This window comes from Flavobacterium sp. (assembly GCF_044361015.1).
GTDB lineage: Bacteria > Bacteroidota > Bacteroidia > Flavobacteriales > Flavobacteriaceae > Flavobacterium.
The window spans coordinates 1-13,875 of the sequence record NZ_JBIKJL010000036.1 but is presented as its reverse complement, the minus strand read 5'-3'; the positions used below and the strand labels follow the sequence as shown (position 1 = coordinate 13,875).

At 33.6% G+C, this 13,875-nt stretch carries 15 protein-coding genes and 1 tRNA gene; 6 read left to right on the top strand and 10 right to left on the bottom strand.

Going from position 1 to position 13,875, the window contains the following annotated elements:
• The first annotated feature begins 21 nt into the window (after positions 1-21).
• The 3 genes from asnS to ACIQ2Z_RS09335 all read left to right on the top strand — a co-directional run bounded on the left by asnS (position 22) and on the right by ACIQ2Z_RS09335 (position 3,645).
• A complete protein-coding gene (gene asnS, locus ACIQ2Z_RS09345; RefSeq protein WP_396183878.1) occupies positions 22-1,470 on the top strand; it encodes an asparagine--tRNA ligase in 1,449 nt (482 codons plus the stop codon).
• Positions 1,471-1,574: 104 nt separating this feature from the next.
• Positions 1,575-3,038, top strand: a complete 1,464-nt coding sequence (rpoN, locus tag ACIQ2Z_RS09340; RefSeq protein WP_396183877.1) for an RNA polymerase factor sigma-54 — start codon at positions 1,575-1,577, stop codon at positions 3,036-3,038.
• A gap of 1 nt (position 3,039) precedes the next feature.
• Entirely contained in the window at positions 3,040-3,645 is a 606-nt protein-coding gene (locus ACIQ2Z_RS09335; RefSeq protein ID WP_396183876.1) for a hypothetical protein, read from the top strand.
• Here ACIQ2Z_RS09335 and ACIQ2Z_RS09330 read toward each other — a convergent pair.
• The 9 genes from ACIQ2Z_RS09330 to ACIQ2Z_RS09290 all read right to left on the bottom strand — a co-directional run bounded on the left by ACIQ2Z_RS09330 (position 3,640) and on the right by ACIQ2Z_RS09290 (position 9,995).
• Positions 3,640-4,329 carry a porin family protein gene (locus tag ACIQ2Z_RS09330; protein WP_396183875.1) on the bottom strand — a complete coding sequence of 230 codons (690 nt, stop codon included), beginning with the start codon at positions 4,327-4,329 and terminating at the stop codon, positions 3,640-3,642. The genes ACIQ2Z_RS09335 and ACIQ2Z_RS09330 overlap by 6 nt on opposite strands.
• A gap of 73 nt (positions 4,330-4,402) precedes the next feature.
• Positions 4,403-4,876, bottom strand: coding sequence for an ExbD/TolR family protein (locus tag ACIQ2Z_RS09325; protein ID WP_396183874.1), 474 nt, complete (start codon positions 4,874-4,876; stop codon positions 4,403-4,405).
• A 17-nt stretch (positions 4,877-4,893) separates the two neighbouring features.
• On the bottom strand, positions 4,894-5,508 hold the full coding sequence (locus ACIQ2Z_RS09320) for an ExbD/TolR family protein (RefSeq protein ID WP_396183873.1): 615 nt from the start codon (positions 5,506-5,508) through the stop codon (positions 4,894-4,896).
• Between the two features lie 6 nt (positions 5,509-5,514).
• Positions 5,515-5,937 carry a hypothetical protein gene (locus ACIQ2Z_RS09315; protein ID WP_396183872.1) on the bottom strand — a complete coding sequence of 141 codons (423 nt, stop codon included), beginning with the start codon at positions 5,935-5,937 and terminating at the stop codon, positions 5,515-5,517.
• A 19-nt stretch (positions 5,938-5,956) separates the two neighbouring features.
• Positions 5,957-6,763, bottom strand: a complete 807-nt coding sequence (locus tag ACIQ2Z_RS09310; protein ID WP_396183871.1) for a MotA/TolQ/ExbB proton channel family protein — start codon at positions 6,761-6,763, stop codon at positions 5,957-5,959.
• A gap of 85 nt (positions 6,764-6,848) precedes the next feature.
• Positions 6,849-6,936: transfer RNA gene (locus tag ACIQ2Z_RS09305), tRNA-Ser, on the bottom strand.
• A 75-nt stretch (positions 6,937-7,011) separates the two neighbouring features.
• Positions 7,012-8,040 carry an asparaginase gene (locus ACIQ2Z_RS09300; RefSeq protein ID WP_396183870.1) on the bottom strand — a complete coding sequence of 343 codons (1,029 nt, stop codon included), beginning with the start codon at positions 8,038-8,040 and terminating at the stop codon, positions 7,012-7,014.
• Positions 8,030-9,166 carry a 1-acyl-sn-glycerol-3-phosphate acyltransferase gene (locus ACIQ2Z_RS09295; RefSeq protein WP_396183869.1) on the bottom strand — a complete coding sequence of 379 codons (1,137 nt, stop codon included), beginning with the start codon at positions 9,164-9,166 and terminating at the stop codon, positions 8,030-8,032. The genes ACIQ2Z_RS09300 and ACIQ2Z_RS09295 overlap by 11 nt, the downstream gene beginning before the upstream one ends.
• 61 nt (positions 9,167-9,227) lie before the next feature.
• Positions 9,228-9,995: a TatD family hydrolase gene (locus ACIQ2Z_RS09290; protein ID WP_396183891.1), complete on the bottom strand. Its 768-nt coding sequence runs from the start codon at positions 9,993-9,995 to the stop codon at positions 9,228-9,230.
• 90 nt (positions 9,996-10,085) lie between these two features.
• On the opposite strand from ACIQ2Z_RS09290, the gene ACIQ2Z_RS09285 reads away from it, so the two are divergent.
• The 3 genes from ACIQ2Z_RS09285 (at position 10,086) to ACIQ2Z_RS09275 (ending at position 12,570) form a co-directional block, all read left to right on the top strand.
• Entirely contained in the window at positions 10,086-10,526 is a 441-nt protein-coding gene (locus tag ACIQ2Z_RS09285; RefSeq protein ID WP_396183868.1) for a retropepsin-like aspartic protease, read from the top strand.
• Between the two features lie 37 nt (positions 10,527-10,563).
• Positions 10,564-11,499 (top strand): T9SS type A sorting domain-containing protein, encoded by a 936-nt coding sequence (locus ACIQ2Z_RS09280; protein WP_396183867.1) that lies wholly within the window; start codon positions 10,564-10,566, stop codon positions 11,497-11,499.
• Positions 11,500-11,622: 123 nt separating this feature from the next.
• On the top strand, positions 11,623-12,570 hold the full coding sequence (locus tag ACIQ2Z_RS09275; RefSeq protein ID WP_396183866.1) for a DUF4476 domain-containing protein: 948 nt from the start codon (positions 11,623-11,625) through the stop codon (positions 12,568-12,570).
• A 75-nt stretch (positions 12,571-12,645) separates the two neighbouring features.
• Here the strand turns inward: ACIQ2Z_RS09275 and odhB are convergent.
• Positions 12,646-13,875, bottom strand: a 1,230-nt coding sequence (gene odhB / locus ACIQ2Z_RS09270) for a 2-oxoglutarate dehydrogenase complex dihydrolipoyllysine-residue succinyltransferase (RefSeq protein WP_396183865.1), incomplete at its 5' end; no start/stop codon positions are given.

Genomic DNA, 13,875 nt, shown 5'->3' with positions numbered 1-13,875 from the left:
TGAATTGAAAACTTATTTAAAATGAAGAAGCACACGAAAGTTATTGAATTATTAAATGCCACTCCTGTTCAAACCGAAGTAAACGTAAAAGGTTGGGTTCGAACATTTAGAAATAATCAATTTATTGCCTTAAATGATGGTTCAACCATCCATAACATCCAATGTGTTGTCGATTTTGAAAACACAAAAGAAGAGCTATTAAAAAGAATAACCACCGGTGCATCAATTTCATTGACCGGAACATTGACCGAAAGTAAAGGAGCAGGTCAAAAAATCGAAATTCAAGTTTCTAAAATAGAAATTTTAGGTGATTCCGATCCAGAGAAATTTCCAATGCAACCTAAAAAACATTCTTTAGAATTTTTGAGGGAAAATGCACATTTACGTATTAGAACGAATGCCTTTGGAGCTATCATGAGAGTACGCTCTACGCTTTCATTTGCTATACATCAATATTTCCAGGAACGAGGTTTTTTCTATGTAAACACGCCAATCATAACAGGTTCAGATGCAGAAGGTGCCGGAGAGATGTTTAAAGTTACCGCTCTTCCTTTTGATAAAACACCAAGAACTGAAGAGGGGAAAGTAAATTATAAGGAAGATTTTTTTGGAAAAGAAACCAATCTTACCGTTTCCGGACAATTAGAAGCTGAAACCTATGCGATGGCTTTAGGTCAAGTTTATACTTTCGGACCAACATTTAGAGCTGAAAATTCGAATACTTCTCGTCACTTGGCAGAATTTTGGATGATTGAACCAGAAGTAGCTTTCAATAATTTGGCTGATAATATGTATTTAGCGGAAGATTTCATCAAATATGTGATTAAATATACGCTGGATAAACACCAAGATGACTTGAAATTCTTAGAGCAACGCTTGATAGAAGAAGAAAAAAATAAACCACAAGCTGAACGAAGCGAAATGAACTTATTGGATAAATTAAATTTTGTCCTTGATAATAATTTTAAACGCGTGACATATACTGAAGCCATTGACATTTTAAGAAATTCAAAACCTAATAAAAATAAAAAATTTCAATACGCTATTGACGAATGGGGTGCTGATTTACAAAGTGAACATGAACGCTTTTTAGTTGAAAAACACTTTAAATGTCCTGTGATTTTATTTGATTATCCGGCTAAAATTAAAGCGTTTTATATGCGTTTAAATGACAATACGGAACCAGGAAAAGAAACCGTTCGAGCTATGGACATCTTATTCCCGGGCATTGGTGAAATTGTTGGTGGATCACAAAGAGAAGAACGTCACGATGTCTTGATTGAAAAAATGAAAGCATTAGGAATTGACGAAGAAGAATTAGGGTGGTATTTAGATACACGAAAATTTGGCACAGCCGTTCACTCCGGTTTTGGGCTAGGCTTTGAGCGTTTAGTTCTATTTGTTACCGGAATGACAAATATTAGAGACGTAATTCCGTTCCCTAGAACGCCACAAAATGCAGAGTTTTAAAATTTGTTTCAAGTTTCAGGTTTCAAGTTGTTAATCAGTTGAAAACTTGAAACCTGAAACCTGAAACCTGAAACTTGAAACCTGAAACTATTTAATAAATAAAAATGCTCAAACACAGCTTACAATTCAAACTATCTCAAAAATTATCTCCTCAACAAATTCAGTTGATGAAGTTGATTCAATTGCCTACCCAAGCTTTTGAACAGCGTCTGAAAGAGGAAATGAATGAAAATCCTGCCTTAGAGGGAGGAAAAGAGGAAGATGAATTTGCGGATGATTATGAAAAAGAAGAATTCGACGATTATGAAGAAGACGAATATGATCGTATTGATGCTGAAGATATCAATATTGATGAATATTTGAGTAATGATGAAACTCCGGAATATAAATTACAAGCCAATAATTATAGTGATGATGACGAAGAGCGTGAAACACCTTTTGCAGCTCCAGTAACTTTTCATCAAGATTTAATCAATCAATTAAATACCTTCGTCCTTTCTGATGAAGATCGTGATATTGCCGAATTCTTAGTTGGAAGCATTGATGACATGGGCTATATCAGAAGAACTGTTACTGACATTGTTGACGATTTAGCCTTTACGCAAGGTATTTACACCGACGAACAGAATGTTCAACGCATTTTACAAATCGTTCATGAATTAGAACCTTCCGGTGTTGGTGCTCGAGATTTACAAGAATGTTTATTATTGCAACTAAAACACAAAACGCCAACAGAATATGTTGATTTAGCGATTGATATTTTAGAAAATCAATTCGAACAGTTTACTAAAAAACATTACGATAAACTTTTACATAAATATGGTGTTTCACAAGAGCAGTTAAAAAAAGTGATTGAAGAAATTGAAAAACTGAATCCAAAACCGGGTGGAGCTTTTACCGGAAATAATAAAATGGTAGAGCACGTTGTTCCTGATTTTACCATTCGAATTGTTGAGGGAGAACTTGAACTGTTGCTTAATGGAAGGAATGCTCCGGAACTTCATGTTTCAAAAGATTATCAGGATATGTTACGCACTTATAAAGATTCACGTGACAAATCCAGTGCTCAAAAAGATGCCGTTCAATTTATCAAACAAAAATTAGATTCAGCCAAATGGTTTATTGATGCAATTAAACAACGTCAAGAAACCTTATTTGTGACAATGAATGCCATCATGCATTATCAACAAGAGTTTTTTTTAGAAGGTGATGAAACCAAACTTCGCCCTATGATTCTAAAAGACATTGCCGATATGATTGGATTAGACATCTCAACCGTTTCTCGCGTGGCAAACAGCAAATATGTGGAAACACCATACGGAACTAAATTAATCAAAGAATTCTTTTCAGAATCAATGAAAAATGACCAAGGAGAAGATGTTTCTACTCTAGAAATTAAAAAAATTCTACAAAATGTAATTGAAGAAGAAGACAAAAAGAAACCACTTCCGGATGATCAATTGGCTGATATTTTAAAGGAAAGAGGCTATCCCATAGCCAGACGTACTGTTGCAAAATACAGAGAGCAATTAGATATTCCCGTGGCGAGAATGCGTAAGAAAATGTAACTTGAAAAAAATACTTCCTATATTTTCTTATCTCTTCCATCCGCTTTTTATATCGGTTTATGCTTCTTTACTGTACTTTATTTTGTTCCGTGATTTTTATGTTTTGCAAGAAATGTATTTATTCATGATTCAAATTGTCATTATTACAGTTTTAATTCCTATTTCACTTTTCTATCTTTTACTTTCTTTAGGGAAAATTGATTCTATTATGATTGAAGAAGTAGCACAACGTAAAATTCCAATACTTTTAAACTGTATATTACTGTTTGTTCTTACCCAAAAAAGCATAACCCTTGACAGAATACCGGAATTATATTATTATTTTTTAGGTGGACTGTTAAGTTCGATATTAATTTTTATTTTACTAATAGCTCGCAAAAAAGCTAGTTTACACATGGTTGGAATTGTCGCATTAACTTTTTTTGTAATAGGACTAAGTCAATGTGTAGAAATACAGATGTTATACACAATTTCTACCTTAATACTACTGATTGGTTTTGTAGCTTCATCCCGCTTAGTGATGAAAGCCCATACATTTACAGAATTAATTTTGGGTTTTATTTGTGGCGCACTCCCTCAAATTATATTTTGGCCCTTATGGCTATAAAATATAAAATTGAAGTCCTAAATGTAAGACGCTAACATCTAAAGCATTTCCTCCAATATTAGCTACAGTTGAATCAAAAAGCGAATTTATGCCATAATAAGCATAAAAATTCCAAGTATTATATCCCGTTGCTAAGTAAACACCATATTGGAAAGCATTAACTTCCGAATTATTTTTAACTATTTCATTTCCTACATTAGAGATAAAACGAGATTCATCATACAGTAAATAACTTAATTTAACCCCTGTATATAATCGGAAAAATCTATGACTTTCCGGTGTAGAAGTACGCCATCTGAATTCTATTGGAAGGTCAACATTTAACATCATAAATTTGTTTCGTGTATAAGAAACATCCGACTCAATAATAGAATAATTATAATCTCCTTGATCCTCCGTAATTAATAAATTTTGACTATACGCTTGGTAGGAGATTCCCAAACCGGTTGCTAACGCAAAAGTTCGGGCTTGGTTAATGGGCATATCTCTTAAAAAACCTAAATTAATTCCAGGTGAGAATGTTTTTTGAGCCATATCACTAGGCTTGTTAAGAAAGGTATTATAGGTGATTCCAACATAGAATTGATCCTCTCTATATTTTAAATCCACATTTTTTTTTAAAGTAAGCGTATCTTGTGCTGCTAAAGAACAACTTAAAAAAATAAAAAAAACAAGTAATCGCATACGTTCAATTTTGAAAGTTAAAATTACAAAAAAAAGCCACGCTTAGCGTGGCTTTGATATGATTTAATAGATGTTATTCAATCACACTACCTTTTGTAGTGGTATAATTAATTTTTAAAGCATCCATTTTTCTTAATTCTTGTTTAATTTCACCCACAAGCCCCATCTTAGCATCTTTATCAACTTTTAAGGACGTAGTAAGTACTTTTTCTAATTCAGGATTTCTAGCTGCTCTTTCTGCTAAAATAAAATTCTTTATATCAGTAACATCTGAAAGGCGATCATTTAATTGTATTCTGGCACCTTCTCCATATTGTTTACGATACTTTTCATGAGGCTTACCTGCAAAAATAAACATTACACGATCTTTTTTCTCCAATTTTGTAATTTGATCTGCTTTGGGCAGACTATTTTGGATTAATAAATCCTCGTCTTTCATTACAGTGGACACCATGAAGAAAAACAACAACATGAATACGATATCAGGCAACGATGCTGTTGAAATAGCGGGAACATCTCCGGTTGCTTTCTTTTTAAATCTAGACATTTTTCTAAAATTTAATATTAATTTCTTTTTGGCTCAGCCTCAGAAAGTTTTTGTGGAAACAAAGCTTGAATATCTTTAATCAAAGGTTCAATTTTATTTCTTTTAGCTTCTTTGGTTTTAGGATCATCGAACATCGACTCAAGTTCTCTAAATGTAACATTATACCTTGCAAGACATTCTCTGTCTCTTAAAAAGTAGTAGGCTGCAACCAATTCATTCTGTACTGCAATATAGGCTTTATAGGATGTTTCAGCATCATTTTGAAGCGATATAATTGCTTTTTCAGGATTATCAGAAGAAGCTTCATCATGTGTGCCTCTACAATAAGTACAAGTACCATCACCCCCATTATCAAGAAATTTTATTGCCGCTTGTCTTAAATCTTTTAAATCCATTAACTTATCTTCAACCAATAACTGATCGTTTCTGTTAATTAACACAGTAAAAATATTTTTCTCTTTTACTAAATTATCTTCAGGTCTTTCAGTATCATCAATAGGAGGTAACTTACGGTTAATTCCTTGATCGGTTTGAATGGTCGTAGTCACCAAGAAGAAAATCAAAAGTAGGAATGCAATATCTGCCATTGATCCAGCATTTACTTCGGGTGGCGCACTTCTCTTTCTTCCCATAATTAATTATTTTTTGAATTTTTTAAAGTTGGAGAACACTAATGTTCCAACAGATGCTATGGCTAAAATATAAAAAGTATTTAATCCTGTACTAATTGCTTTTGAGTATCCTGAACCAATTACAATTCCATCTTTTAATTTCACTTCAGTACTATCTGCAAAGATAAATGCTATCAAAACTATACCAAGAAATAAACCTATTGTAATAAGGGTTTGTTTCAATTCATCTTTATGTTTAAATAAATTTCTGAATACGAAATATAACACTGCAATAATTGCAGCAAATAATACAACATAAGACAAAAAAATAAAAATTCCAGTAACACTGCTGTCTATCGTTTGAGTCTGACCTAATGTGATAAAAAACAATACCACGCTTATAAGACCAATAATTGCGACAACTATTTTTGTTAGTTTATAAATATTCATTTTTAATTTTATTTATAAATTATTTTTTTAGATAATCCGAAAGAATATCTATCAAACTGATAGAAGCATCTTCCATATCATTTACAATTGAGTCAATTTTTGCAGTAATATAATTATAAAATACTTGTAAAATCATTGCAACAATAAGTCCGAATACGGTTGTTAATAACGCAACTTTAATACCTCCTGCAACCAACGAAGCATCCATATTTCCTGCTGCCTCAATTTTATCAAATGCAATAATCATCCCGATTACAGTTCCCAAGAAACCTAACATCGGTGCCAAAGCAATAAACAATGAAATCCAAGAAACATTTTTCTCTAATAATCCCATTTGAACACCACCATAAGCAACAATTGATTTTTCAGCAGAATCAATTCCGTGAGATGAACGGTCAAGACCTTGATAAAAAATTGAAGCTACTGGTCCAGGAGTATTTCTACAAACTTCTTTTGCAGCATTTACTCCACCAGATTGAAGAGCCTCTTCAACTTCTTTAATTAATTTTTTTGAATTTGTAGTAGAAAGATTTAAATAAATAATTCTTTCAATTGCAATAGCTAAACCAAGAATTAAACATAAAAGTACCGCCCCCATATATTCAGGACCTCCTTCAATAAAACGTTGTTTTAATTCTTGTGTAAAACCTCTTTCTGCCGTTTCGTCGGTAGCCTCAGCAGCGACATCTTCCGTAGTTGCTTCAGCAGCAGGAGCTGCTGCAGCTTCAACAGCTGCCGGTTCAGTTGTTTGAGTAGAGTCTTGAGCTTGAACTGTTCCAAACGTCATTAGACCTGTGATTGCCAAAATAGAAAATAATTTCTTCATTGCTTTTGTTCTTAATTTTAATTAGTTAATCAGGTTAAAGGTATAAATTAATTTTTAAAAAAACACACATTGATAAAAAAATGAGCGGAGAGAAAGGGATTCGAACCCTTGATACCCTTTTGGAGTATACACACTTTCCAGGCGTGCTCCTTCGACCACTCGGACACCTCTCCTACATTATTACAACACATTTCAAGGGTGCCAAATAACAAAAAAAATCTCACTTGGAAAAATTAATTTTGTTATTTTTATGACAATTCTCCTCGCAAGGGAGTTTCAAAAATGGTTTTGAACACTTTAGCTGAAACATTTTGTCCTACTAAATACATTAATTTGGTTATTGCAGCTTCTGTTGTGATGTCTTTTCCTGAGATTACTCCTATTTTTTTTAGATAGGTACTCGTTTCATATTGACCCATATTGACACTTCCACCGGAACATTGTGTCACATTGATAACGTAAATTCCTTTTTTTATTGCTTTTTTCAGGGTAGAAATAAACCATTCTTCCGTTGGAGCATTTCCAGCACCGTATGTTTCTAAAATTATTCCTTTTAAATTTGGTATTTCAAATAAAGCCGATAATACCGTTTCATTTAGTCCGGGAAACATCTTTACAATCACAACATTTGAATCCATTTCTTTGTGAACAACTAATCTTTTAGTTGAAATTTTTGTTGAAATGGTTTCATTATTTATCTTTAAATGTACTCCGGATTCAGCTAAAGGCGGAAAATTAGGCGACCGAAAAGCATTAAAATGCTCAGCATTTATTTTTGTTGTTCGATTTCCTCGGTATAATTTATATTCGAAATACAAACAAACTTCTCTAAAAACGGATTTCCCTTTTTGTTTAAGGGATGCAATTTGTATAGCTGTTATTAAATTTTCTTTAGCATCCGTTCTTAAATCGCCAATAGGGAGTTGAGAACCGGTAAAAATGACCGGTTTTGATAAATTTTCCAACATAAAACTTAATGCTGAAGCGGAATAGGACATCGTATCAGAACCATGTAAAATCACAAAACCATCAAATTCTTCATATTTTTGTTCTATAACTTCTGCCATTTCAACCCAACGTTGCAAATTCATATTAGAAGAATCTATTGGTTTTTCAAAAGATAGTGTTTCAATAGTGCAATCCAATTGTTTCAATTCAGGGATTCGTTGCAATAACTTTTTGAAATTGAACGCCTTTAGAGCTCCAGTCTCAAAGTCTTTCATCATTCCGATGGTTCCACCGGTATACAACAATAGAATATTAGCCTTAGAGTGCATCGTGATAAATCAACTTATTACTGACCGGATTAGAATACATTGCTAAAAAGCTATCTACCATCACTTGATTTGTATTATCTATTTTTAGTTCTAAACGTCTTTCAAAAAGTGATTTCTCGTTTTCTGTATACAAATGACTGTTTTTATCCGTTTCATGCAAAATGTCATAAGCAATAAAATTAGTAGGCCACAAGCGATACGTGCTCAAAATAGAATCATCAATTACTTGTGCTAAACATTGAATTTGACGATTAGAATTATCTTGTTTACGTTTAATTTCATCAATTTCCTTGTCTAAAATATCGCCCACATGAATATGTATTCTTTTTTTCTGCCCCATAATTCCGCTTAACAATGTAATAAAATCTTCATTTTTTTCTTTGATATAGATTTCGTTATTGGCTTCGGCCATGAGTTGCGGCATTTTTAGTGCATCCGTCGGATCATATTCGTAGGAGATGGACACCGGAACAATTTTTATTTTTTTAAAATAATCCATCACATTCTCCTCGTCAGAACCCATCGCGAGCATTTTTAAAACACCTTGATGAGTGGCATCGTTGCCATCTTTAGTTCTGCCTTCTCTTTGAGCAATCCAAACAGAACGGTTTTCTCGTAAAAGCAAATGACCTATGTATTCCGACATCAATTTAGAACTTTGCAATAATTCTCTAGGAGGCAAACCACGTAAAACCAAAAAATTACGATTAAGCTTGGATAATTTTAAAAGAAAATCTTTCTTAACCAAATTATCTCCAATTGCCGAAGCAGTCATCACTAATCCGTGGTCAAAAAGAGACACATTCAATAAAGAGGTATCTAAAATGATATCGCGGTGATTCGAGATAAAAAGATAGGAAGTATTTTTCTCCAATTTTTCAAAACCAGATGTTGTTAAGCCTTCCGAACTGCGTTGCAAAACCTTTTGAACAGATTGATAAATAAAATTTACTTGAAAATCGCGAATGGAATGGGTCTTAGTTAATTGTTCCTTCCAAACCGCCTCTTCTAAATCAGGGAATGTAAAATTCATCAAAGCTTTCATCATCGGATGGTGAAGCAGTGAGCGGATTCCTTCATTTACTTCACTATCATAAAATGGACGAATCGAATCGAATTTTGGCATTTAATTGGTGTTTTATTATACAAATGAACAAAAAAATTGTCACTTTTTACGATTAAATTAATTATATCCCAAAGACTGTTTTGGAATTTTCAGTCGTAATTTGAGCAATTTCTACCACAGAAAGCCCGTAAAGTTCACTTAATTTTATGGCTACTAAAGGAACATAACTGCTTTCATTACGCATTCCGCGAAAAGGTGCCGGAGCTAAATAGGGTGAATCAGTTTCTAAAACTAAATGTTGAATTTCAATTTGATTTATGAATTGGTCAATTTTTCCGTTTTTAAAAGTAACAACACCGCCAATTCCTAATTTCATTCGATAAGAAATTGCTTTTTTGGCTTGTTCTAAATTTCCGGAAAAACAATGAAATATGCCAAACAACTCTTCACTTTTTTCATCCTCTAAAACTTCAAATATTTCATCAAATGAATCACGGCAATGAATCACGATGGGAAGCTTATATTTCTTTGCTAATTGAATTTGATACTTAAAGGCTATTTTTTGAATTTCCAGTGTCGATTTATCCCAATACAAATCGATGCCAATTTCGCCAATCGCTACAAATTTTCGTTGAACCAATTGATTTTCAATATGTGATAATTCTTCAGCATAATTTTTTTTGACATAACAAGGATGCAATCCGGTCATCAAAAAAATATTTTGTGGATATTTTTCTTCTAAATCATACATCGATGTTGTACAAGTTGAATCAACCGCAGGGACAAAAAAACGTGTTACTCCGTTTGAGATAGCTCTTTGAATCATTTCATCACGGTCTGAATCAAATTCATCAGAATATAAATGAGTATGTGTATCTGTTAAAATCATTGTACAAAAATAAGTAAAAAAGGCAGATAATACCGGTAGCTTTTGTTTCAATATGAATTTTAATTTACATTTGGAAATCAAAAAGAGTAAATGAAAAACCTACACGCTGTTATCAAAAAGAAAGGCTATAAGAAAATTGCTTTTAAAGTTTCTAAAACACAACATTTATTGGTAAAAGCTACCATAAATGGCGTTAAAGGAAATTTTATTTTAGACACCGGTGCGTCAAACTGTTGCATTGATTATGAGTTTGTTGATTTCTTCAAAGTGAGTGCAAAAGATTCAAAAACCAAAGCTGCCGGTGCCGGAGCTACCGGAATGGATACCCAAATTGGAAAAGGCATAGAACTGCAAATGGGAAGATGGAAAACAAACAAAGTGCAGTTGGTTATATTTGATTTAACCCATGTCAATTTAGCGTTAACTCAATATAAAGCCAAGCCCGTTCACGGTATTATTGGTGCCGATGTCTTGTTAGAAGGAAAAGCAATTATCGATTACTTTAATCATTATTTATATTTGATGAAATAATTTCATATATTTGAGATTCAATGCCAAAATTTTTTTAATGAAAAAAATATACCTCATTTTACTTTTATTACCTTTTAATATTAAAGCTCAAAATAATACTTGTGATGTATCAGAACAATGTATTTACACTGTAGCTTTAGAAAGTGCAAATGGAAGCGGATGGAATGGAAACACGATGACATTTTATCAAAATAATATGATCATAAAAACGATTGGTCAAAATTTTACTACTGGTAGTTCAGCTTCAGACATGGTGTTTTTTTGTAACGATACTCCCTTTCAAATGATTTGGAATGAAGGAGGCAATGCCCCTGAAAACATTAAGGTTAGCCTGATAAGTTCTTTTAACCAAACCATTTATCAAAAAAATTACGGTGAAGGAAATCCTAATTCAATGCTTTTTTCCGGAATATCAAATTGCTCTACAGATTGTTGCTTTTTTTGGCCAACGAATCTAAATTTTATCTCCAGTACAGAAACATCCGCTCAAATAAGTTGGGTAACGACTTACAACCCTCCCCAATACGATGTTTTTGTGACCACAGACCTATCAGCAACATCGCAATCAAATTCTCCTTTTGTAACAGTAAGTTCTAATCCGGCAGAAATTAGTGGTCTTTTACCTTGTACAGAATATAAATTTTTTGTTCGTTATCGATGTTCAGAACTCGAACAAAGTTTTTGGTCCACAGAAAGCATGCTGTTTTCAACCCAATGTGCCTTAGAAATTAACGATAATTCTTTACAAAATTTACTGTTATTTCCAAATCCGACTCATGATTATATTTCAATTTCAAATGATTCTACTATTCTTAAAATTGAAGTTTGGACGATTTTAGGCCAAAAAATGCTCGAAAAACAAGTTAATTTTACAAACATGACGATTGATCTTTCCTCTTTTGAAAGCGGATTATATTGGCTAAAAATATATGATGAAACCAGAATGAAATCGGTAAAAATTATTAAAAAATAGTTTCTCTGTGCTTTATTTTTTAAAAAAACGTGGCATCTTTTTATATCTAAAAAATGTTTTTTGACATTATTTTTGAAAAATTCGATAAAGTAACTACTTTTAAAACCTAAAATGTTTAAGAATATGAAACAAAGATTTACCCTTACAGCATTTGTGTTATTACTTTCAACCATTTCTTTTGGGCAAATTCAGCCTTTTGGACATTTGACTATTTTTTCAGAAGATGGTGATAAATTTTACCTGATTTTAAATGGAGAACGCATTAACGATGTTGCTCAAACCAACCTTCGTGTAGAAGAATTAGTACAACCTTATTACAATGCCAAAATTATTTTTGAGGACAATACCAGAAATGAAATTTCTAAAAACTATTTACAAGTTACAGATGTAGATGGTTTATTTATGGATGTAACTTACAAAATCAAACGAGACAAGAATAACAACAAAAAAATGAAGTTAAATTTCTTCTCGATGATACCGGTTGTTCAAGGTTTTGTTCCTCCTTCCAATGTATATGTAACGCGTTGGGGCCAACCTGCACCAACGCAACAAGTAATTATTCAACAATCAACTCCGGTTGGTGTGGTACAACAAACAACCACTACTACCTCAACAATAGGCGGTGTAAATGCAGGAGTAAGCGTTGGAGGTGTTGGTGTCAACATTTCTATTAACGATCCGGTTTTTAGCGGAAGTACTACCGTGACTGAAACAACAACAGTAACAACAGGAGGTACAATTGTAGGTCATCAAGAACCTGCACCTGTTGGTTGTTATGGAGCGAGACCAATGAATAATGGAAATTTTAGTAGCGCTTTGCAAACTATTAAAAATCAAGGATTTGACGAATCAAGACTTAAAACAGCAAAACAAATTGCCCAAAACAATTGTTTAAACACAAATCAAATCGTTGAAATTTGTAAGATTTTTGGGTTTGAAGAAACCAAATTAGACTTTGCTAAGTTTGCTTATGATGCCTGCGTTGAACCACAAAATTATTTCAACGTTAATAATGTATTTTCGTTTAGTTCGAGTGCAGATGAATTGAATGATTTTATTTCTAGGAGATAAAATCAATACTCCCTAAATAAAAAATTCCCGATTAGAAAATTCTAATCGGGAATTTTTTTTTATAGAAATTTGAAACTATAGTTCCAATGCTTTTTTAGGATTGTTGTCCATCAATAATTCGGTTGGGTTTTCTAAACCTTCTTTCACCGCAACTAAGAATCCAACCGACTCACGTCCGTCAATGATTCTATGGTCGTATGACAATGCAACGTACATTACGGGAGCAATCACAATTTGTCCGTTTTTCACAATCGCACGATCTACTACATTGTGCATTCCAAGAATTCCCGATTGCGGTGGATTGATAATTGGAGTTGACAACATACTGCCAAATACGCCACCGTTTGAGATGGTAAATGTTCCGCCGGTCATTTCATCAACTGTGATTTGCCCATCTCTGGCACGAATTGCAAGACGTTTAATTTCAGCTTCAACACCTCTAAAAGAAAGTGTTTCTGCATTTCGCATGACCGGAACCATCAATCCTTTTGGACCGGAAACTGCAACTGAAATATCACAAAAATCGTACGCAATTTTTTCCTGACCGTCAATCATGGAATTAACATCCGGATATAATTTTAGAGCACGCGTTACGGCTTTTGTAAAAAACGACATAAAACCTAAACCTAAACCGTGTTTGTCTTTAAATGCATCTTTATATTCTGCACGCAATGCATAAATTGCAGTCATATCAACTTCGTTGAACGTCGTTAACATTGCTGTTTCATTTTTTGCCGAAACTAATCTTTCCGCCACTTTACGACGAAGCATTGATAACTTGGTTCGTTCTGAACCTCTGTTTCCTCCGGTTGGCGTTCCCATTGACGGAACGGCATTTACTGCATCATCTTTCGTAATTCGTCCACCTTTGCCTGTTCCAACGATATCGGATGGCTGAATGTTTTTTTCGTCTAATATTTTACGGGCAGCTGGCGAAGGATGCCCCCCAGTCCCCGAAGGGGGAGTTTGAGCTACTGGTGCAGCTATTGGATCTTCTGCTTTCTTTTCTTCAACTTTTGGTGCGTCTGCCTTCGGGCTTTCTTCTCCCCCTGTGGGTGTCGGGGGGCTTGCAGCTGTATCGATTAAACAAACTACCGCTCCTACTGCAACCGCATCACCTTCCGAAGCTTTTAAAGTGATAATTCCACTGGCTTCTGCAGGTAATTCTAAAGTTGCTTTATCTGAGTCTACCTCAGCAATCGCTTGATCTTTTTCTACATAATCACCATCTTTTACTAACCAAGTAGCAATTTCAACTTCTTTAATTGATTCGCCCGGTGATGGGACTTTCATTTCTAAAATCAT

Coding starts and splice junctions, on each gene's coding strand:
- ACIQ2Z_RS09285 (WP_396183868.1), top strand. CDS start 10,086: ATGAAAAACCTACACGCTGTTATCAAAAAGAAAGGCTATAAGAAAATT.
- ACIQ2Z_RS09280 (WP_396183867.1), top strand. CDS start 10,564: ATGAAAAAAATATACCTCATTTTACTTTTATTACCTTTTAATATTAAA.
- ACIQ2Z_RS09275 (WP_396183866.1), top strand. CDS start 11,623: ATGAAACAAAGATTTACCCTTACAGCATTTGTGTTATTACTTTCAACC.
- ACIQ2Z_RS09325 (WP_396183874.1), bottom strand. CDS start 4,876: ATGTCTAGATTTAAAAAGAAAGCAACCGGAGATGTTCCCGCTATTTCA.
- ACIQ2Z_RS09330 (WP_396183875.1), bottom strand. CDS start 4,329: ATGCGATTACTTGTTTTTTTTATTTTTTTAAGTTGTTCTTTAGCAGCA.
- ACIQ2Z_RS09315 (WP_396183872.1), bottom strand. CDS start 5,937: ATGAATATTTATAAACTAACAAAAATAGTTGTCGCAATTATTGGTCTT.
- ACIQ2Z_RS09290 (WP_396183891.1), bottom strand. CDS start 9,995: ATGATTTTAACAGATACACATACTCATTTATATTCTGATGAATTTGAT.
- ACIQ2Z_RS09300 (WP_396183870.1), bottom strand. CDS start 8,040: ATGCACTCTAAGGCTAATATTCTATTGTTGTATACCGGTGGAACCATC.
- rpoN (WP_396183877.1), top strand. CDS start 1,575: ATGCTCAAACACAGCTTACAATTCAAACTATCTCAAAAATTATCTCCT.
- ACIQ2Z_RS09310 (WP_396183871.1), bottom strand. CDS start 6,763: ATGAAGAAATTATTTTCTATTTTGGCAATCACAGGTCTAATGACGTTT.
- ACIQ2Z_RS09320 (WP_396183873.1), bottom strand. CDS start 5,508: ATGGGAAGAAAGAGAAGTGCGCCACCCGAAGTAAATGCTGGATCAATG.
- asnS (WP_396183878.1), top strand. CDS start 22: ATGAAGAAGCACACGAAAGTTATTGAATTATTAAATGCCACTCCTGTT.
- ACIQ2Z_RS09295 (WP_396183869.1), bottom strand. CDS start 9,166: ATGCCAAAATTCGATTCGATTCGTCCATTTTATGATAGTGAAGTAAAT.